Annotated in this window: 19 protein-coding genes; 8 read left to right on the top strand and 11 right to left on the bottom strand. The window is 69.6% G+C overall.

Annotated elements, in window-relative coordinates:
- Positions 1-116: 116 nt before the first annotated feature.
- The 3 genes from H074_RS19295 to H074_RS19285 all read right to left on the bottom strand — a co-directional run bounded on the left by H074_RS19295 (position 117) and on the right by H074_RS19285 (position 3,263).
- Positions 117-1,076 (bottom strand): S1C family serine protease, encoded by a 960-nt coding sequence (locus H074_RS19295; protein ID WP_007031728.1) that lies wholly within the window; start codon positions 1,074-1,076, stop codon positions 117-119.
- 91 nt (positions 1,077-1,167) lie between these two features.
- The gene (locus H074_RS19290; protein ID WP_007031727.1) at positions 1,168-2,496 is read right to left on the bottom strand and encodes a M20 family metallopeptidase; all 1,329 of its coding nucleotides are present in this window, start codon (positions 2,494-2,496) and stop codon (positions 1,168-1,170) included.
- On the bottom strand, positions 2,493-3,263 hold the full coding sequence (locus H074_RS19285) for a class I SAM-dependent methyltransferase (protein ID WP_007031726.1): 771 nt from the start codon (positions 3,261-3,263) through the stop codon (positions 2,493-2,495). Before H074_RS19285 ends, H074_RS19290 begins: the two co-directional genes overlap by 4 nt.
- Positions 3,264-3,404: 141 nt before the next feature.
- Here H074_RS19285 and H074_RS19280 point away from each other — a divergent pair, with 141 nt between their 5' ends.
- From H074_RS19280 to H074_RS19270, 3 genes are read left to right on the top strand one after another with little or no spacing between them, the layout of a single operon-like run.
- Positions 3,405-4,337: a DNA-3-methyladenine glycosylase family protein gene (locus tag H074_RS19280; protein WP_007031725.1), complete on the top strand. Its 933-nt coding sequence runs from the start codon at positions 3,405-3,407 to the stop codon at positions 4,335-4,337.
- A gap of 43 nt (positions 4,338-4,380) precedes the next feature.
- A complete protein-coding gene (locus H074_RS19275; RefSeq protein ID WP_007031724.1) occupies positions 4,381-5,094 on the top strand; it encodes a M50 family metallopeptidase in 714 nt (237 codons plus the stop codon).
- Positions 5,095-5,146: 52 nt separating this feature from the next.
- The gene (locus tag H074_RS19270; RefSeq protein WP_007031723.1) at positions 5,147-6,379 is read left to right on the top strand and encodes an aldehyde dehydrogenase family protein; all 1,233 of its coding nucleotides are present in this window, start codon (positions 5,147-5,149) and stop codon (positions 6,377-6,379) included.
- Positions 6,380-6,457: 78 nt separating this feature from the next.
- On the opposite strand, the gene H074_RS19265 is transcribed toward H074_RS19270, so the two are convergent.
- From H074_RS19265 to ccrA, 4 genes are all read right to left on the bottom strand, one after another.
- On the bottom strand, positions 6,458-7,600 hold the full coding sequence (locus H074_RS19265; RefSeq protein WP_007031722.1) for an adenylate/guanylate cyclase domain-containing protein: 1,143 nt from the start codon (positions 7,598-7,600) through the stop codon (positions 6,458-6,460).
- The gene (locus H074_RS19260) at positions 7,600-8,049 is read right to left on the bottom strand and encodes a universal stress protein (protein ID WP_007031721.1); all 450 of its coding nucleotides are present in this window, start codon (positions 8,047-8,049) and stop codon (positions 7,600-7,602) included. The genes H074_RS19265 and H074_RS19260 overlap by 1 nt, the downstream gene beginning before the upstream one ends.
- Positions 8,050-8,154: 105 nt before the next feature.
- Positions 8,155-9,264, bottom strand: a complete 1,110-nt coding sequence (locus tag H074_RS19255; RefSeq protein WP_007031720.1) for a coiled-coil domain-containing protein — start codon at positions 9,262-9,264, stop codon at positions 8,155-8,157.
- 104 nt (positions 9,265-9,368) lie between these two features.
- Positions 9,369-10,709: a crotonyl-CoA carboxylase/reductase gene (ccrA, locus tag H074_RS19250; protein WP_007031719.1), complete on the bottom strand. Its 1,341-nt coding sequence runs from the start codon at positions 10,707-10,709 to the stop codon at positions 9,369-9,371.
- A gap of 205 nt (positions 10,710-10,914) precedes the next feature.
- Here ccrA and H074_RS19245 point away from each other — a divergent pair, with 205 nt between their 5' ends.
- Complete coding sequence (locus H074_RS19245) at positions 10,915-11,283, top strand: SPW repeat protein (RefSeq protein ID WP_039922799.1); 369 nt, start codon at positions 10,915-10,917, stop codon at positions 11,281-11,283.
- A gap of 16 nt (positions 11,284-11,299) precedes the next feature.
- Positions 11,300-11,866 carry a TetR/AcrR family transcriptional regulator gene (locus tag H074_RS19240; protein ID WP_007031717.1) on the top strand — a complete coding sequence of 189 codons (567 nt, stop codon included), beginning with the start codon at positions 11,300-11,302 and terminating at the stop codon, positions 11,864-11,866.
- Here H074_RS19240 and mce read toward each other — a convergent pair.
- Positions 11,860-12,309, bottom strand: coding sequence for a methylmalonyl-CoA epimerase (gene mce, locus H074_RS19235; RefSeq protein ID WP_007031716.1), 450 nt, complete (start codon positions 12,307-12,309; stop codon positions 11,860-11,862). The genes H074_RS19240 and mce overlap by 7 nt on opposite strands.
- Positions 12,310-12,440: 131 nt before the next feature.
- Here mce and H074_RS19230 point away from each other — a divergent pair, with 131 nt between their 5' ends.
- Complete coding sequence (locus tag H074_RS19230) at positions 12,441-13,622, top strand: acetyl-CoA C-acetyltransferase (RefSeq protein ID WP_007031715.1); 1,182 nt, start codon at positions 12,441-12,443, stop codon at positions 13,620-13,622.
- A 5-nt stretch (positions 13,623-13,627) separates the two neighbouring features.
- Positions 13,628-14,593: a methylmalonyl Co-A mutase-associated GTPase MeaB gene (gene meaB, locus H074_RS19225; RefSeq protein WP_007031714.1), complete on the top strand. Its 966-nt coding sequence runs from the start codon at positions 13,628-13,630 to the stop codon at positions 14,591-14,593.
- Between the two features lie 46 nt (positions 14,594-14,639).
- Here the strand turns inward: meaB and H074_RS19220 are convergent, their stop codons facing one another.
- Together H074_RS19220 and H074_RS19215 are read right to left on the bottom strand one after the other, a co-directional pair.
- Positions 14,640-14,993 (bottom strand): beta/gamma crystallin domain-containing protein, encoded by a 354-nt coding sequence (locus H074_RS19220; protein WP_007031713.1) that lies wholly within the window; start codon positions 14,991-14,993, stop codon positions 14,640-14,642.
- A 135-nt stretch (positions 14,994-15,128) separates the two neighbouring features.
- Positions 15,129-15,716, bottom strand: coding sequence for a hypothetical protein (locus H074_RS19215; protein ID WP_007031712.1), 588 nt, complete (start codon positions 15,714-15,716; stop codon positions 15,129-15,131).
- Positions 15,717-15,862: 146 nt separating this feature from the next.
- On the opposite strand from H074_RS19215, the gene H074_RS19210 reads away from it, so the two are divergent.
- On the top strand, positions 15,863-16,543 hold the full coding sequence (locus tag H074_RS19210; RefSeq protein ID WP_051071957.1) for a peptidylprolyl isomerase: 681 nt from the start codon (positions 15,863-15,865) through the stop codon (positions 16,541-16,543).
- Between the two features lie 80 nt (positions 16,544-16,623).
- Here the strand turns inward: H074_RS19210 and pdxR are convergent, their stop codons facing one another.
- On the bottom strand, positions 16,624-18,003 hold the full coding sequence (gene pdxR / locus H074_RS19205) for a MocR-like pyridoxine biosynthesis transcription factor PdxR (RefSeq protein WP_007031710.1): 1,380 nt from the start codon (positions 18,001-18,003) through the stop codon (positions 16,624-16,626).
- Between the last annotated feature and the right edge of the window lie 25 nt (positions 18,004-18,028).

Below are 18,028 nucleotides of genomic sequence, written 5' to 3'. Positions count from 1 at the left end.
AAACCAGACTCGAACACAACCCATTAGGCCTCCTTGAGGGACCCAGAGTCCCTCAAGGAGGCCTTCACGGACATCGCCTGCTGGGCCGCCCCCTGACAGCGGTCCAGACGGCCGGGTCAGCCGGCGATCTGCTCGACGATCTTCTTCGCGTCGTTGATGGGGATCGCGAAACCGATGCCGATGCTGCCGGTCGAGGTCGGGTTGTACAGCGCGGAGTTGATGCCGATGACGTTCCCCTGCGCGTCCACCAGCGCCCCGCCCGAGTTGCCCTGGTTGATCGGGGCGTCGGTCTGGATCGCGGTGTAGCTCGGCCCGGCCTCGTTCGTCGTCCGGCTGTAGGGCGAGCGCCGCTCCTGGCCGCTGCCGAGCTCGTCGAGCTTGCGGTTCAGCGCGCTCACGATCCCGGTGGTCACGGTGTTCTGCAGTCCGCCGGGCGAGCCGATCGCGACGACCTGCTGGCCGACGGCGAGCTTGCCGGAATCGCCGAGCGAAGCCGGGGTCAGCCCGCTCGCGTCCTTCGCCTGGAGCACGGCGATGTCGGCCTTCGTGTCTGCGCCGACCACGCTCGCCTTGTACTGCTTGCCGTCCGACAACGTGACGGTCACGTCGCCCTCGGCGTCGGCGACCACGTGGGCGTTGGTGAGGATGCGGCCGTCCGCGGTCAGGATGACGCCGGAGCCGACGGCCTCACCCTGCGCGGTGGACACGTTCACCTGGACGACGCTCGGCGTCACCTTCGCGGCGACCCCGCTGACGTCACCCGAAGTGGTGTTCCCGGCCAGTTGCCCGTTGGCGACCGCGGACGAACCCGTGCCCGACGCCGGCGACGCGGAGCCGAAACCCACGATCGCCGCTCCGCCGACCCCGCCGACGAGTGCGGCGGCGAGCGCCGTCGCGCTGACGAGGACGGCGACCCGGCCGCCTTTCTTGCGAGGCGCGGGAGCCGGGGAAGGCTGCGCGGTGAAGAGCGGATTCGGCGCGGCCTGCCAAGGGGTGTAGCCGGGGTGCTGCTGCTGGTGCGGCGGCTGGTGCCCGCCGGTGGAGGCGGGGCCGGGCCGACTCTCGTTCTCGGTCATGGAACAAGATTCGCGCCCGTACTTGTGAACCGGCTGTGGAATACCCCAGTGCTTTCCTGAGAAGAATCAGCTGAGAAATCTCAGCGTTTCCTCAGTCGAAGAACGCGGGGACGTCCAAGGCCCCGCCCGACGCCTCGAATTCCTCGTGCACCGCGGCGCGGAGTTTCGAATCGGCCAGGTAGTCGACGGCGGTCAGCGCCAGCCCCAGCGCCCCGTCGACGACCGCGCGATCGCCGTCCGGCGAACCGGCGGCGGCCGCGAACTCCTTGGTGTGCAAGGCGGTCGTCGGTCCGGCGATGGCGATCATCGGGTGGATCGCGGGCATCCGGTAGGAGAGATTGCCGAGATCGGTCGAGCCGGTGAGGAATTCGGGCACGATCCCCGGCGGCAGCGGTTTGCGGCCGGCGTCGACCTGATGCGCCGACCAGCGTCCGGCGAGGGTGGTGTTGAACCGGATCGGCAGGTACGCGGGTTGGGCGTCCCACAGCAGTTCGACTCCGCAGCCGGTCATTTCCGCCGCGCCCCGCGCGATCGCCGAAACCCGCTCGGCGAGGTCGCGCAGCGTGTCCGGTTGCGCGGACCGTAGGTAGAACAGCAGCGCCGCGCGTTCGGGGACGATGTTCGGCCGCGCACCGCCGTCGGTGAAGACGCCGTGGACGCGGTCGCTGGAGGGCAGATGCTGCCGAAGCGCCGCGACGCCCTGGTATGCGGCGACGGCGGCGTCGAGCGCGTTGCGTCCCATGAACGGCTGAGCCGAGGCGTGCGCGCCGACACCGTGGAACACCATCTCCAGCTGCCGCCTGCCGAGGAACGGGTGCATGGCGATGTCGTGGCTGAACGGGTGCAGCATGACCACGGCGTCGACGTCGTCGAAAACGCCGGCGCGGGCCATGGTCTCCTTGCCGCCACCGCCTTCCTCCGCCGGCGTGCCGATCAGCGAGACCCGGCCGCCCAGCCGTTCGGCGACCGCCGCCGCGCCGAGGAAACCGCCCGCACCCGCGGTGCAGATGACGTTGTGCCCGCAGCCGTGGCCGAGCCCGGGAAGGGCGTCGTACTCGGAGAGGACCGCGATGTGCGGGCCGCTTCCGGGGGTGGTCGCGACCAAGGCGGTGTCCAGCCCGCCCGCGCCGATCGTCACCTCGTGGCCGTGCCGCCGGAGCAGGTCGCCGAGCGCGCGGACCGAACGGTGCTCGGCGAAACCCTCTTCGGGATGGGCGTGCAGGTCTTGGCTCAGCTCGACCAGTTCCGCCTCCAGCACGCGGATTTCGATGCTGACGGCGTCTCGCGTGGCGGCGTCCGCGCCGTCATGGGGCGAGCCGAGGGGTTCGGCCGCGGCGACGGCGTCCGCGGTCGCTTCGACCAGTGAACGGAGGTAGCTGTCGTCGGGGGGAATCGGCGAAGCGTGCTCAGAGCGGATCATTTCCGGATGTTAACTCCTAGCTCGCCCGTGACGATCTGCGTGACACCGGAGTACCGCTCGTCGACGTGGTCGAAGCCGCGCCGGAACAGTTTCACCGCGATCTCGCCGCGGTCGAACATCCGCTGTCCGCTCAGCCTGCCGAGGACGGTGTCCGCCAGCCGCATCGGCTGATCGCTGTGCCGGGCACTGGTCAGCATCACCAGCGAGCCGCCGGGTTTCAGCACGCGGGCGAACGAATCCAGCGCCGCGTCCGGGTCGGCGAACATGTGCAGCGCGGCGAAGCAGCAGACGGCGTCCACAGTGGAATCGCCGAGCGGCAGGTCGACGGCGTCGGCGCGCAGATAGGTCACCGAGGCGGGATTGGGCGCGGCGAGTGCCTTCTCCAGCATGGTGACCGAACCGTCGAGCCCGATGGACAGCCCGTCCGGGCCGACCGCCTCGCCGAAGGCACGGGTGAACCGGCCGGTGCCGCAGGCGACGTCCAGCGCGACCTGGCCGGGGCGCAAACCGAGCGCTTCGGTCGCGATCCGGACCTCGTCCGCCATGCTCGGGCCGTCCAGTCCTTTCGCGACCCTGCCCAGCGCCGGGCGCCAGTACCGCTCGTAGATCATCGGCACGGCGGAGGTGCGCATCAGCCGCTGCGCGAGTCCGGTCGGTGGCCCCGCCTGCGGGATTTCTCCCAGCAGATCAAGGAAACCCTTCTCCGCGCCGGTGGTGGTGATGTCCGGCCGCAGCAGGCTCACGAGCCGTTCGTGATGGTCCGGCATGGCTGCTCCCTTCACGGTGGTCACCCGAGAATCTGCCATGACCGGCCCGTTCGCGACATTCCCGCCGCCGCGACCCGAAACTGTCGGTGGCCGTCTCTAACGTCGGAGGGAGTCGCCGTTCCCCAGCCGAAGGAGCCCGAAATGACCGGCTCGATCCTGCAGCACACCGCCTCGACCACGCTCCGCATCCCGGTGCGCGGCCCGTTCGACCTCGACAAGTCCATCCGGTTCCTGACCGACTTCCCACCCGCGTGCCGCGCGGACGCCGCCGCCGAACCCGGCACCCTGCGCTTCGCCTTTCCCGCCGAAGCGGGTTGGGAGCATGTCGGTGCGGCCGTCAGACAGAGATCGCCCGGCTCGATCGAGGTGGAGGTCTTCGCCGAAGAAGGGCTCGCCGTCGAGGTCGGCGCGCAGGTACGGCGGATCCTTTCGGTGGACGTCGACGGCGTCGGCTTCGCCAGGATCGGTGCGGCGGATCCGGTGGTGCGCCGTCTGCAGCAGACCTACCCCGGCCTGCGGCCCGTGCTGTTCCATTCGCCCTATGAAGCGGCCTGCTGGGCGATCCTGAGTCACCGGACGCGGATGTCGCAGGCCGCCACCGTGAAACGACGGCTCGCCGAGGAGTTCGGCAGGCCGGTGGACGTCGGCGGGAAGATCCTCAGGTCGTTCCCGGCGCCGGACGTACTGGCCGGGCCGGAGGCCGGGCGCGATCTGCCGGAGGTGAAGGCGGAGCGGTTGCGCGCGGTGGCCAACGCCGCCAAGGACGGTCTGCTCGACGCCGCGTATCTGCGCGCGATGCCGGTCCCGGACGCGTTGCGCCGACTGCAGCGCCTGCCGGGGATCGGCCCGTTCTCGGCACAGCTGATCCTGATCCGGGGCGCCGGGCACCCGGACGTCTTCCCCGGCGACGAGCCCCGCTTGCAGGAAGCCATGCGGGCCGCGTACGACCTGCCGCTGGCGCCGCCCGAGGAGCTGGAGGAGCTGTCCGCGGTGTGGCGGCCGTTCCGCAGCTGGGTGGCCTTCGCGCTGCGCAACGACCGGAGTTTCGCACGCGCGGGATCGGGGGTTCGATGACCGCCTGACACAGGACATATCCGGCCTGTGGTGAGCTGGTGAGGTGAGCTCGTCTCCCGCCGAAACGGTTTCCGACATCGCCCAGTCCACCCCGCCCGGCACGATCACCCTGGTCACCGGTGGTCTCGCACTGCTCGTGGTGCTCTCGGGCAGGCCATGGCGGATCGCCCGCAACCTGATCACACTCGTCCACGAGGCGGGTCACGCGCTGGCGGCGGTGCTGGTCGGCCGCCGGCTGCAGGGCATCAAGCTGCACTCGGACACCTCCGGCGTCACCGTCTCCCGCGGCAAACCGGAGGGGCCGGGGATGGCGTTCACCGCGCTGGCCGGGTACCCGGCGGCCGCGGTGCTCGGACTGGTGTTCGCGGGGCTGCTCTCGTCGGACCTGATCACCGTGGTGCTGATCATGATGGCGTTGATGCTGCTGGGCGTGCTGGTGATGGTGCGCAACACCTATGGCGTGTTCACCGTGGTCGCCAGCTCGGTGGTGCTGGGGCTGGTCGCGCTGGTGGCGCCGTCCTGGTTCCAGGCGATCTTCGTCTACCTGCTGACCTGGTTCCTGCTTTTCGGCGGTGTCCGGCCGGTGGTCGAGCTGCAGATCAAGCGGCGCCGGGGAGCGGCGAGGGATTCCGACGCCGATCAGCTCGGCAGGCTCACCGGGATGCCCGCGGTGCTGTGGGTGCTGGTGATGGCCGTGCTGACGGTGAGCTGTCTCTTCGCGGGCGGGTTGTGGCTGCTGGAGCCGACCGTCGCCTGACCGGGGCGGTACGGCAGACTGATGGCTCGTTCCGTGCGGAAGGAGTCAGCAGATGGACGAGGTCGCCAAGGCCGTCGAGGAATGCGCTCGATCGGCGAAACGGGCCGCGCCGTCGCTGGCGGCAGCCTCCGCGGAGGCGATCGACGCCGCGCTGAACGCCATGGCTGACAAGTTGGTCGAGCACGCCGGCGTCGTGCTCGAGGCGAACCAGGCCGACATCGCCAAGGCGCGCGAAGACGGCATGAGCGCGGGCCTGCTCGACAGGCTCACCATCACCCCCGAGCGGCTGACCGGCATGGCCGAACAGCTCCGTCTCCTGGCGGGTGCGCCGCACCAGGAGCGGTCCGTCGACGTGTCCACTTTGGATGGAGGGCTCCGGCTCGTGGAACGCCGCCGCCCGGTCGGCGTGATCGGCGCGAACTACGAGGCGCGCCCGAACGTCACGGTGGACGTCGCCTCGCAGCTGGTGAAGTCGCGTAACGGCGGCGTGCTCCGCACGGGCTCCGCCGCGCTCGGTTCGGCCCAGCGCCTGCGCGAGACCGTGATCGCGCCCGCGCTCTCCGAGGCGGGCATCGACGCGGACGTCATCCAGCTGGTGCCGCGCGCCGAACGCGAAGCGGCTTCCGCGCTGGTCCGTTTCCCCGCGCTCGTACCGCTGGTCATCCTGCGCGGCAGCGGTGACAGCACCCGGGCGCTGGCCACCGAGGCGGCCGTCCACGGCGTCCGCACGCTGGCCCACGCAGACGGCGGTGGCGTGCTGTACGTCGACGAAGCGGCCGACACCGACAAGGTGCGCGACCTGGTCTTCAACAGCCTCGACCGGCTCGGTGTCTGCAACCGGCTGAACCTGCTGCTGATCCACGAGGACGCCCATGACCGCGTCTGGCCCGGCATCTCCGGCGCACTGGCTGAACGCGGCGTCACGCCTTCGCTCGCCCCGCACGAGCACGCCATCGGCTACGAATGGGCGCTCGACTCGGACCGTGAGGCGACCGTCACCGTCGCGAAGGTCTCGGGCCTTCCCGAAGCGGCGGAGATCGCGAATGAGCGGACCTCAGGCCTGGCCGCCGGCATCGCGACCGAAAGCAGCGAAGCCGCCGACGCGTTCTTCGACGCGTACACCGGCACCGGCGTCTTCTGGAACGCCCCGACCCGGCTGCTCGACGGCTTCAAGCTCCTCGCCGTCCCCGAGACCGGCATCAACCTGGACAAGGTCCCCGGCCCGCGCGGTCCGGTCACCTACACCGACCTCTATGTGCGGCAGTACGCCGTGCTGCCCGCCTGACGGCTTCGCTCTTCGCGGATGTCTCCCGGCAGGGGGAGGCGGGCGGTAGCAAAGGTCCCTTGCTCTCCCGGCAGGGGGTCAGCGACGCCGTCGCCGCCTGGGCCGAGGCGGCAACGAGTCCGCGGTGGCGTCCTCGGCCTCGTCCGCGACGGGGTCGGGAGCCGGAGTGGCATCGGCCAGTCCCAGCATCTCCGCGGCAAGCTGCTGCGAGGACGCGAACATGCCCGAAGGCCGGTCTCGCGCCCGGCGCAGCGAGGAAGGCCGCAGCCGGTTGTACCCCCGCACCGACACCGGCCGCCGCGTGCGTACCTCGTACTGCGGTAATCCCGAGAGCTCCCCGGCGAGTTCCTTGTCCACCAGGATGGTGCCCGGTCGCGCGGTCGAGGTGAGGCGGGCGGCGAGGTTCACGACCGAGCCGTAGACGTCGCCGAACCGGCTGAGGATCCGGCCCGACGCCAGGCCGGCGCGCACCGCGGGCAGGGTCTCGTCGGCGTCGGCGCGTTCGGACAGGGCGAGGGCGATCTCGGCGCCGTCCACGGCGGAATCGGCGACGAACAGGACCTCGTCGCCGATCATCTTCACGATCCGCCCGTGGTGATCGGCGACCACCTCGGTGGCGACGGACTCGAACCGGTCGAGGATGTCGGTCAGCTCTTCTTCGTCGACCTGCCTGGTCAGCCGGGTGTAGCCGACCATGTCGACGAACCCGACCACCTCTGTCCTCGCTTCGAGGTCTTCGTCCGGCAGGGCCAGCGCCCGGCCGGCGTAGGCGGCGAGATGGCGGCGCCAGACGAATTCCTGCACCTTCTCCAGCTCGGGCAGCAGCCGTTCGACGAGCCGCCCGATCTGCCGTTCGCTGCTGCCGATCTCCTTGTTCTCGGTGATCATCGTCCACAGCATGTGGACCTGCCATTCCGCGAGCCGCGAAAGGTGCTGGCCCAGCGCGCGCGTCACGGCCAGCTCGATGCCCGGATCGATCAGACCCGAGTTCATCAGCTGGTCCGCCGTGCGGATCGCGTCGATGTCGGCGTCGGTGAAGACGACCTCGTCGTCATCGACCGTCGCGAAGCCCAGCGCACGCCAAAGCCGCCGAGAGCGCTCCTCGGGAACGCCTGCCTTCTCGGCGACTTCGAGCCGGGTGTACTTGCGCTTTCCGCCGAGCAGGATCCGTTCGAGGCGCTGTTGCAGCGCGTCGGGCGAGATCTCGCCGGGTTCGGGCATCAGGTGGTGTGGACGATGAGCACGTCCACCCCGGACTTCCGCGCGACCTCGGAGGGCACGGAGCCCAGGATGCGGCCCGCGAGGGTGTTCAGCCCGCGGTTGCCGACCACCAGCAGGTCCGCGGAGCGCTCGGCGACGACCTTGCGCAGCGAGTCGACCGGGTCGCCGACGACAGCGGCGGTCTCGATGGTCTTCGCCCCGGCCTTCGCCGCCCTGTCGCGGGCGGACAGGAGGGTGTCCTCGGCCGGTGCCGAGCCCACCACCTGGTACGCCTCGTCACCGAGGACGTCCTGCGCCTTCTCCACGTCGCCCTTGTTGGCGGGGTAGTAGGCGCACACGATGACCAGGGTCGCTCCGGAGTCCCCGGCGACACCCGCCGCCCGGTCGACCGCGGCGAACGAGGAATCCGATCCGTCCGTGCCCACGACCACGGTCCGATATGCAGCCATCCGCAACCTCCACCGATCTGACAGCCCGCACCTGCGCGCGAGCAGCGACGATAACCGCTCTCCGGCGGACCCGCAGGCCGTCGCGAGCACGGTCGGGTGAAAAGGTTACTCGCCAGTCGGTTTCTGCGCTGCCGCAGGTCGCGATGAGGGCTTCGCGCCGGATGTGGCCTTCGGCACATCGGCCGTCCGGATCTGCACGGTGGCTTCCGAGTCGGGCGACGGCTTCGCCTTCAGGTCCGCCGGGACGTGCGGCTCGTCGCCGAGCACGTGCGTCGCCTCGGCGAGCGCGGTCCGCGCGGTGCGGACCTGCTCGGCAAGGCTGGAGCGCACCTTGCGGAGCGCTTCGACCCGTTCGGTGGCCTGCGTGATCCGCCGGTTGGACTCTTCGGTGGCCTGCCGGACGCGGCGGCGTGCCTCGTCGGCCGCCTCGGCGAGCCGGGCGTTGGCCTCGGTGATCGAGTCCTGCTTACGCTTGTTGGCGTCGGCGACGGACTCGCGCTGACGGCGCTCGATGTCGGCCTTGGCCGCTGTCTCCTCTTCGAGCACCTTCGCGCGGATGGCGGCGGCGTCCTCGGTGGCCTCGCGGACGCGGCGGGCGGCCTCGGCCTTGCTCGCGGCCTCCTGCTCGGCCAGCGCGTGCATGGCCTCGGTGCGCCGCGACGCCATCGCGATCTCGAAGTCCTCTTCGACCTGCGCGCGGCGCTGTTGCGATTCGGCGTCGAGCTTGTCGCGCTCGGCCTTCGCCTTGTCGGTGATGTCCTTCGCCTCGGCGCGTGCCTTCTCCAGCACGCCGCGGTGCTCGGCCTCCATCTCCTTGCGACGGAGGTCGAGCTCGTTGAGCAGCTGCTCGTAGCGGGCCCGCATGGCGCTCGCGTCGGTCTCCGCCTTGGCGCGGATGTGCCCGGCTTCGGCTTCCGCGCGCGCCTTGGTGTCGGCGGCCTCGTCCTGCGCGAGCCGCAACATGCGCTGCAGGCGCTCGGAAAGGCCTTCGACGCTCGTCGGCGGCTGGGCGAGCCTGTCGACCTGCCCGCGCAGATCCGCGATCTCGCCGCGCGCGATCTCCAGCTGCCGTGCCAGGTCGCCCGCCTGTCCGATGGCGGCATCGCGATCGGCGGTGAGCATCTTCAGATCGGCGTCCAGCCGTTCGAGATGTTCGTCGACCTGCGCACGGCTGTAACCGCGCTTCGCCACGTCGAAGCCGGCTCCCAGCGGCACTAGCTCCCGTTCCTCGCCAAGGCTCATCCTTCTACCGTAGTCGAGCTGGAGTCACGGAAGGGTGAGCACCCACGCAACGCGCGGCGAAAGCGCGTTCCGGGGCGCTAAACGTTCCTGAACGCGTTGATCCCGTCGATGTGCTTTTCGCGCAACTCGTGGTTCCGGACACCCAGACCTTCTTCCGGCGCAAGGGTGAGCACGCCGACCTTGCCCTGATGCGCGTTGCGGTGGACGTCCAGCGCGGCCTGCCCGGTGTCCTCGAGCGCGTAGGTCTTCGACAGCGTCGGGTGGATCAGACCTTTCGCGATCAGCCGGTTCGCCTCCCACGATTCGCGGTAGTTGGCGAAGTGGCTGCCGATGATCCGCTTCAGGTTCATCCACAGGTAGCGGTTGTCGTACTGGTGCATGTAGCCCGATGTCGACGCGCACGTGACGATCGTGCCGCCCTTGCGCGCGGCGTAGACCGACGCGCCGAAGGTCTCGCGGCCCGGGTGCTCGAAGACGATGTCCGGGTCCTCGCCACCGGTCAGCTCGCGGATCTTCTTGCCGAACCGCTGCCACTCCTTCGGGTCCTGGTTGTGTTCGTCCTTCCAGAACCGGTAGCCCTCGGCGTTGCGGTCGATGATCAGCTCGGCGCCCAGTTTCCGGCAGATCTCCGCCTTTTCGGGGCTGGAGACCACGCACACCGGGATCGCGCCGCCGTTGAGCGCGTACTGCGTCGCGTAGGAGCCGAGGCCGCCCGAAGCGCCCCAGATCAACACGACGTCGCCCTGCTTCATGTCGGCGCCGTTGCGCGAGACGAGCTGGCGGTAGGCCGTGGAGTTCACCAGACCGGGGGAGGCGGCCTCCTCCCAGGTGAGGTGGTCCGGCTTCGGCATCAGCTGATTCGCCTTCACGAGCGCGATCTCGGCGAGCCCGCCGAAGTTCGTCTCGAAACCCCAGATCCGCTGCTCGCTGTCGAGCATCGTGTCGTTGTGCCCGTCCGGGCCTTCGAGTTCCACGTTGAGGCAGTGCGCGACGACCTCGTCGCCCGGCTTCCAGTTGTGCACCCCGGCGCCGGTGCGCAGCACGACACCGGACAGGTCCGAGCCGACGACGTGGTACGGCAGGTCGTGGCGCTTCGCCAGCGGCGAAAGCCGCCCGTAGCGCTCCAGGAACTTGAACGTCGAGACCGGTTCGAAGATCGAGGTCCAGACGGTGTTGTAGTTGATCGCGCTCGCCATGACCGCGACCAGCGCCTCGCCGGGGCCGAGTTCCGGCGTCGGGACCTCGTCCACGTGCAGCGACTTGCGCGGGTCCTTGTCCCGGCTTTCGAGGCCTTCGAACATGCCGGCCTCGTCCTTGTGCACGGTCACCCCGCGATAGGTCTCCGGCACGTCGAGCGACGCCACGGCGCCGAGGTCATCGTTCAGAATGGCCTGCTGGATCTCGCCGAGCTGCGTCATCGGAACCTCCGCGAAAGGGGTGACGGCGTGTTGGCGCCTTAAATTACTCACGGGTAACCAAGTCCACAACTGTACGAGACGTGGAGCACGTCCACATTCCGAAGTGTTATCGACCCGTCTTGACCGGCCGGCCAATCAAGCGGACCATCGATCGTGGAGATCTCTCCGACCTGCAGGTTCAGTCGATTTTCGGAGGTGAGCACGCATGAATGAACCCACGACGCGCCCTTGGACCCGTCCCCATGACTGGGCGGAGGTGGTCATCGGTGTCGTCGTCGCGCTTTCACCCCTCTGGATGACCACGGACAACACCGCTCTGTGGACGCTTGTCGTCCTCGGCGCGCTGATCGCCCTCGACGGCCTCGCGTCACTGGCGATGCCTGGCATGGTTTACGGCGAAGGCATCCAGATCGTCCTGGGCGCACTGCTGTTCATTTCGCCCTGGGTGATGGGGTACGCCGGCTTGACGGGCGCGTCCTGGACGGCCTGGATCGGCGGTGTCCTGACCGTGGTGGCCGGGGCGGCTGCGATGCCGATCGCCCAGGCGACGCACAGGACGGCAGGGCAGCACTGACCCAGGAGGAGACGGCGTGACAGAGGATTCGGCGAAACAGCGCATCCTGCGGGCCGCGGAGGCGCTCTTCGCCGAATCCGGTTTCGAAGCCACCCCCACTTCACGGATCGCGGAGCGGGCAGGTGTGCCGAAAGGCCTGGTGCACTACTACTTCCGGCGTAAGTCGGACCTGCTGGCCGCGCTGGTCGCCGAACTGCCGGACGCCCGGATCGAACCGGCCGTCGTGGTGGTCCCCGGCGACCTCGCGGGCAGCCTTCGCGGCCTTGTCGTGGAACTCGACAGGCGGTTCAACCGGTCCTTGGCGCTGTCACACCTGTTGTGGCGCGAGGCCGACACGCATCGCGCGGTCCGCGACGCGCTGGCCGATCGCTTTCAGCAACTCGTCCGACAGGTGCAGGCGGTGATCGTGGCCGCGACCGGCGGGAAGATCGCCGCCGCCGACGTCGATTCGGCGTCCGGGCTGCTCGCGCGGGCGCTCAGCCACCGGCACGCGACCGCACGGCATAACGACGATGAAGAGGATCCCGCCCAGATCGAGCGCGAGGTCCTCTTCATCGCCGAGGCACTGACACGCGGTCAGTGACCGTCCTTCGCGGGCTCGACCAGTTCCACCAGCACACCGCCGGCGTCCTTCGGGTGAACGAAGTTCACCCGGCTATTGGCAGTGCCGCGCTTCGCCTCGTCGTAGAGCAGCCTGAGTCCCTGCGCGCGCAGCGCCGCGGCGGCGGCGTCCACATCGGACACTCGATACGCGAGCTGCTGCAGTCCGGGGCCGCTCTTCGCGAGGAACTTGCCGATCGCGGAATCGTCGCGCAGTGGCGCGAGGAGCTGGATCGCGGTCTCGGTCCCGGCGGTGCCCGGCGCGCGCAGCATCGCCTCGCGGACACCCTGCTCCTCGTTGATCTCCTCGTGCGCGACCTCCAGGCCGAAATGCCCGGTGTGGAAGGCGATCGCGGCGTCGAGGTCGGGTACCGCGATGCCGACGTGGTCGATGGCCGTCACGAACGGTTTCAGCGCCTGGTTCATGCAGAGCAGGATAGGTGCGCGGGCGAGCGGCCCGGCGTGCGCCGCCTCACACTGGCTCCATCAAGAGACCCGCGACCCGGGTATGGTCGCGAAGACCCCCTTTGCCCTTGCGCCGATGCTTGGAGGACGCCGTGTCCGGTTCCGTGATCCTGGGTGCCGCCCGTACACCGATCGGGCGATTGCTCGGTTCCTTGAAGGATTTCTCGGGCGCGCAACTCGGTGGATTCGCCATCAAGGCGGCGCTGGAGCAGGCCGGTGTCTCGCCGGACGCGGTCCAGTACACGATCATGGGCCAGGTGCTCACCGCCGGCGCGGGCCAGATCCCCGCCCGCCAGGCCGCGGTCGCCGCCGGTATCCCGATGAGCGTCCCGGCGCTGACCATCAACAAGGTCTGCCTCTCCGGTCTCGACGCCATCGCGCTGGCCGACCAGCTCATCCGCGCGGGCGAGTTCGACCTGATCGTGGCCGGTGGCCAGGAGTCGATGACCCAGTCGCCGCACCTGCTGCCGAAGTCCCGCGCGGGCTTCAAGTACGGCGACACCACGCTCGTCGACCACATGGCCTACGACGGTCTGTTCTGTGCCTTCGACCAGGTCGCGATGGGCGCCTCGACGGAGAAGTACAACAGCCGCTACGGGGTCACCCGTGAGCAGCAGGACGAGTTCTCCGCGCGTTCGCACCAGCGTGCCGCCGCCGCCATCGCCGAGGGCCGCTTCGACGCCGAGATCGCGCCGGTGACGATCCCGCAGCGCAAGGGCGACCCGGTCGTCTTCTCCCAGGACGAGGGCGTCCGCGCCGACACCACCGCCGAGGGCCTGGCGAAGCTGCGTCCCGCCTTCGCCTCCGACGGCACCATCACCGCCGGTTCGGCGTCGCAGATCTCCGATGGCGCGGCCGCGGTCATCGTCGCGAGCAAGGCCAAGGCCGAGGAGCTGGGCCTGACCCCGCTCGCCGAGATCGGCGCGCACGGTGTCGTCGCCGGTCCGGACGCCAGCCTGCACGAGCAGCCGTCGAACGCGATCCTGGCCGCGCTGGCCAAGGAGAAGCTGACCGCGGACGCGCTCGACCTCGTCGAGATCAACGAGGCGTTCGCCGCCGTCGGCCTGGTCTCGGCCGACAAGCTCGGGCTCGACCCGGCGAAGGTCAACGTCGATGGCGGTGCCATCGCGCTCGGTCACCCGATCGGCGCGTCCGGCGCGCGGCTGGCCGTGCACCTGGTCCACGAACTCCGCCGTCGCGGCGGCGGGCTCGGCGCGGCCGCCCTCTGCGGTGGTGGCGGCCAGGGTGACGCGCTGCTGCTTCGCGTTCCGTAAAGCCCTTGCCGGTACAGCTGGACATCGACGAACTGGTCGGTCGCGCGCGGGACGGCGTCCCCCGCGCGATCGCCCGGTTGCTGTCGCTGGTCGAGGACGCCCATCCGCGGTTGCCCGAGGTCGCGGCGAAACTGACGCCGCACACCGGCAACGCGCGGGTCGTCGGACTGACCGGTCCGCCCGGTGTCGGTAAGTCGACATCGACGTCCGCGCTGCTCACGGCCTTGCGGGCGCGGGGCCTGCGGGTCGGGGTGCTGGCGATCGACCCGTCGTCGCCGTTCTCCGGCGGAGCGCTGCTCGGTGACCGGATCCGGATGACCGAACACGCCACCGACCCCGGCGTCTTCATTCGTTCGATGGCCACCCGCGGTCATCTCGGCGGGCTGTCGTGGGCGACCCCGCAGGCCGTCCGCGTGCTCGACGCGGCCGGGTTCGACGTCGTGCTGATCGAGACCGTCGGTGTCGGTCAGTCCGAAGTGGACGTCGTGAAACTGGCCGACACCACGGTGGTCCTGCTCGCGCCCGGGATGGGCGACGGGATCCAGGCGGCCAAGGCGGGCGTGCTGGAGATCGCGGACGTGTTCGTGGTCAACAAGGCCGACCGTGAGGGCGCGGACGCCACCGTGCACGACCTCAAGCAGATGATCTCCTTGGTACGCCGGGAGATCCGCGGTCCGAGCTGGCGTCAGCCGATCGTGCGAACGGTGGCCTCTCGTGGTGAGGGCGTCGAGGACGTCGTCCGCGCGCTCGACGAACACCATGATTGGCTGGTCCGGCGCGACGAACTGCCTCGCCGTCGTGCGGCGCGGGCCCGGGACGAGGTCGAGGCGATCGCCGTGCAGCGGCTGCGCGCGGAACTCGTCGATCTGCGCTCCGGAGACCGGCTCGCCGAATTGGCCGAACGCGTGGTGGCACGGAAACTCGACCCGTTCGCCGCGGCCGGAGAACTGATAGCCGACCTCCGCTCGTGAGTGGTAAGGACGGTTAGAACCGTCCTTACCACTCACGAGGATTCGTTCAGAGGATTTCGATGACACGGACCTTCGGCGGACGATTCGGGAAACTGATATCGGTCCACCGGTTGATTCTCACGTCAGCGCCATTGCTGTCGTAGTAGATCAGGTCGTTGTTGCCGGTGTAGATCCTGTCGATCCACCAGCCCCCGAAGCCGATCCTCCCGCGGTTGGCATAGCAGTCGACGCTGGTGCTCCCGCCGAGGTGTGACCAGATCTTCAGGAAGTTCTCCCCGTCGCGACAGGGGATGTGGTCGATGGCGAACGAGGTGCCGGTCGGCACGAGCAGGCTGAACGCGGCGGCAGCGGCGGCCGCCGCGGCCAGGATGCGCCGGGCCTTCTTCTTGCTCGAGATCACGGAATTCTCCTTCAGCGAAGGGAAAGGAGTGTGCTTCGGGCGAGAACGAGCATCTCGATCGTGCGAGGCCGGTGTCAATTTCCCGCGGTTTCGCGGGTACGTTGGGACAGGCAAGTCTGGCCGTCCGTGCAGCGGTCAGAATTCGACGTACATCTTGATGTCGCCGAAGTCGCTGTCGAGATTGTCCAAATGGGCGATCGCGTCCTCTTTCCAGACCTCGAGCTGGTTGGTCTCGCCGTAGGTGAGCTGCTCGCCGTCGGCCACCTTGTGGGCGTAATTCGTGATCGTGACGGTCTGCCCCCGGCAGAACTCCACACGCTCCAGGAACCTGTCGGCCATGTCGGGGTCGAAGACGCGGCCCATCCGGACGTAGCCGTTGTTGATGTGCTCCTCGCAGTAGAAGTGCGCCGCGGCCGAGGCGATCCACTCGGTCAGCGACGGGTCGCGAGGCGGCCACTTCTCCCGGACGTGCGACTTGATCTCCCTGGCGAGGCGGATGACCCGGCGCCGTTCGAGGTCGCTCAGCCCGTCCTCCTTGCGGAAGTCGAGGATCATGTCGTCGACGACCTTGGCGAGCCTGAGCATGCGCGGTTTGTCGAGTTCGGCCGGTTTCTCCGGCGGCAGCCCCGCCATGACCCTCTCGTGCACCAGGACGTACTGCGTGTACGCGTAGAGGAAGGTCAGGGCGTTCAGCTGCCATTGGTGTCGTTCGGCGATCTCCACGGCTCCGACCCTAACCGCGGACCTACTTCCGGACCTGTGTGAGCGGCGGGGATTCACCCTATGCTCTCTTCTTCGTCCACGGCTGGGAGGCAGGAACCGTGCAGAGGATCGCGAAGGTCTTTGTGGCAGTGCTGGGCGCCGGGCTGATGCTCGCGGCCGGCACCGGAACGGCGTCGGCGGAGGGCGCGCCACCGAAGGTCACGAAGGGGCCGTGCCAGTACACGGAGACACCGGACGACCCGGCCGTGCGCCCGGTCCCGCTGCCGCCGGACCCCCGTCGCACGCCGAACCAGGGCAAGGTGCCGGTCCAGCTGAAGACGAACCAGGGCAAGATCGACCTGACCCTCGATCGGGCGAAGGCGCCCTGCACGGTGCAGAGCTTCCTGCACCTGGCGAAGCACCGGTTCTACGACCGCACGACGTGTCACCGGCTGACCGCGTACCCGACCTTGAAGGTGCTGCAGTGCGGTGACCCGAGCGGTACCGGCGAGGGCGGCCCCGGCTACAAGTACAAGGACGAACTGCCCGTCGGCCTGCCGCCCGCCCCGACCGACCCGACCGGCGAGCGCAAGGTGTACGCGCGCGGCGTCCTCGCGATGGCCAACGCGGGCCCGGCGACGAACGGAAGCCAGTTCTTCGTGGTGTACGGCGACTCCGCGCTGCGCCCGAACTACACGATCTTCGGCACCGTCGGCCACGAAGGCCTCGAAACCCTCGACGACGTCGCGGCCGGCGGCATCAAGCCGACTCCGGAGAACCCCGCCCCGGTCGACGGCGCTCCCGTCCTGAAGACCGACATCCTCCGGGCGCGCCCCTGGTTCTGCTGACCCGCGCAATTCGTCACCTGGTTGCGATAGTGCGTATTTCTCACCATCGCAAGTAGGTGACGAATTGCGAGGGTTCGGGGCTAGGTGACCTCGAAGATGGCCTCGCGCAAGGCCTGGGTGGCGCCGCCGAAAGCGTGCTTCGCGGCGGCGCCATACCCGATGATGAGGCCTTCGCGCCGAGGCTCGCCGATCCAGTAGCCGCTGAGTCCTTCGAGCCCGATAGCGCGACGCCGGCAGGCGGCCAGCACCTCCATCTCCCGGGGAACCTCGCCGGGGAACTGGAGCACCAGGTGCAGCCCCGCGGAGATCCCCTGCGGCAGCACGGAATCCGGCAGGGCCGCGAGCAGCCTGTCCCGCCGGGAGCGGTATTCGATGCGGCAGCGGCGGATGTGCTGGTCGTAGGCGCCCGATTCGATCAGTTCGGCCATCGCCAGCTGGTCCAGCAGCGCGGGCCGCGCCCCGCTCGCGGCCAGCTCCGCGCGTACCGGTTCGACCAGGAACCGCGGCAGCACCATCCAGCCCAGGCGCAGTGACGGCGCGAGTGTCTTGCTCGTCGTGCCCACATACACGACGCGTTCGGGTGCCAGCGCCTGCAACGCGCCGACCTGCTGATGGTCGAACCGGAACTCGCCGTCGTAGTCGTCCTCGATGACGAGGGCGCCGGTCTCCTCCGCCCAGCGGGTGAGTTCCGCCCGTCGCCGAGGCTCGAGGGTGACGCCCAGGGGGTACTGGTGCGCGGGGGTGACCACGACGGCCGGACTGTCCAAAGCGGACACCGTGATCCCGTGGTCGTCGACGGGGACGCCGACCACGCGGGGGCCGTTGGCGGCGGCGATGTTCCGGTAGATGTGCAGCGACGGATTCTCGAAGGCGATCTCGTCCGCGCCGCGCGCGTGCAGGACCCGCGCCAGGATCGCGATCGCGTGCGAGAACCCCGAACACACCAGGATGCGGGCGGGGTCGGCGATCACGCCACGGCTGCGGGCCAGATACGCGGCGAGCGTCTCCCGCAATTCCGCCGCGCCGGATTCGGCCGTGTAGTCGAACGCCGACATCGGCGCTTGGTGCAGCGCCCGTCTGGTCGCCGCGAGCCAGGCTGACCGCGGGAACGCGGACAGGTTCGGCCTGCCGGGGCGCAGATCCCAGCGCGGCGCCGGGTCGCGGGGCACTGGCCTCGGCGGCGACGCGGGCAGTGCGCCCGCCGTCGCGACGCGGGTCGGGGCGCCCTGTGCCGTCCGCAGGTATCCCTCGGCGGCGAGGTCGGCGTAGACGCGGGTGACCGTCCCCCTGGCCACCCCGAGGTCCCGCGCCAGCGCCCTGGTCGAGGGCACCGCGGCGCCCGCCTGCCAGCGCCCCTCCCGGATGGCCGCGCGGATCGCTGCGGCGAGCCCGGTCCGGCCGCTCTCGGGGCGCCAGTCCAGATGGACGTCTATTCCCGAACTGGACCATGATTCCGCCATGTGACTGGACCATACTCGTGGGCCA

Origin of the sequence: Amycolatopsis decaplanina DSM 44594 (assembly GCF_000342005.1) — a bacterium.
Lineage (GTDB): Bacteria > Actinomycetota > Actinomycetes > Mycobacteriales > Pseudonocardiaceae > Amycolatopsis > Amycolatopsis decaplanina.
Note: the sequence above shows the minus strand (reverse complement) of the source record. Positions and strands in the feature narration are given on the sequence as shown.

Excerpts from the sequence above, each read along its gene's own strand:
- mce (WP_007031716.1), bottom strand. The coding sequence starts at position 12,309 with ATGAACCAGGCGCTGAAACCGTTCGTGACGGCCATCGACCACGTCGGC.
- H074_RS19290 (WP_007031727.1), bottom strand. The coding sequence starts at position 2,496 with ATGATCCGCTCTGAGCACGCTTCGCCGATTCCCCCCGACGACAGCTAC.
- H074_RS19260 (WP_007031721.1), bottom strand. The coding sequence starts at position 8,049 with ATGGCTGCATATCGGACCGTGGTCGTGGGCACGGACGGATCGGATTCC.
- ccrA (WP_007031719.1), bottom strand. The coding sequence starts at position 10,709 with ATGACGCAGCTCGGCGAGATCCAGCAGGCCATTCTGAACGATGACCTC.
- pdxR (WP_007031710.1), bottom strand. The coding sequence starts at position 18,003 with ATGGCGGAATCATGGTCCAGTTCGGGAATAGACGTCCATCTGGACTGG.
- H074_RS19245 (WP_039922799.1), top strand. The coding sequence starts at position 10,915 with ATGAATGAACCCACGACGCGCCCTTGGACCCGTCCCCATGACTGGGCG.
- H074_RS19295 (WP_007031728.1), bottom strand. The coding sequence starts at position 1,076 with ATGACCGAGAACGAGAGTCGGCCCGGCCCCGCCTCCACCGGCGGGCAC.
- H074_RS19270 (WP_007031723.1), top strand. The coding sequence starts at position 5,147 with ATGGACGAGGTCGCCAAGGCCGTCGAGGAATGCGCTCGATCGGCGAAA.
- H074_RS19265 (WP_007031722.1), bottom strand. The coding sequence starts at position 7,600 with ATGCCCGAACCCGGCGAGATCTCGCCCGACGCGCTGCAACAGCGCCTC.
- H074_RS19210 (WP_051071957.1), top strand. The coding sequence starts at position 15,863 with ATGCTCGCGGCCGGCACCGGAACGGCGTCGGCGGAGGGCGCGCCACCG.
- H074_RS19285 (WP_007031726.1), bottom strand. The coding sequence starts at position 3,263 with ATGCCGGACCATCACGAACGGCTCGTGAGCCTGCTGCGGCCGGACATC.
- H074_RS19280 (WP_007031725.1), top strand. The coding sequence starts at position 3,405 with ATGACCGGCTCGATCCTGCAGCACACCGCCTCGACCACGCTCCGCATC.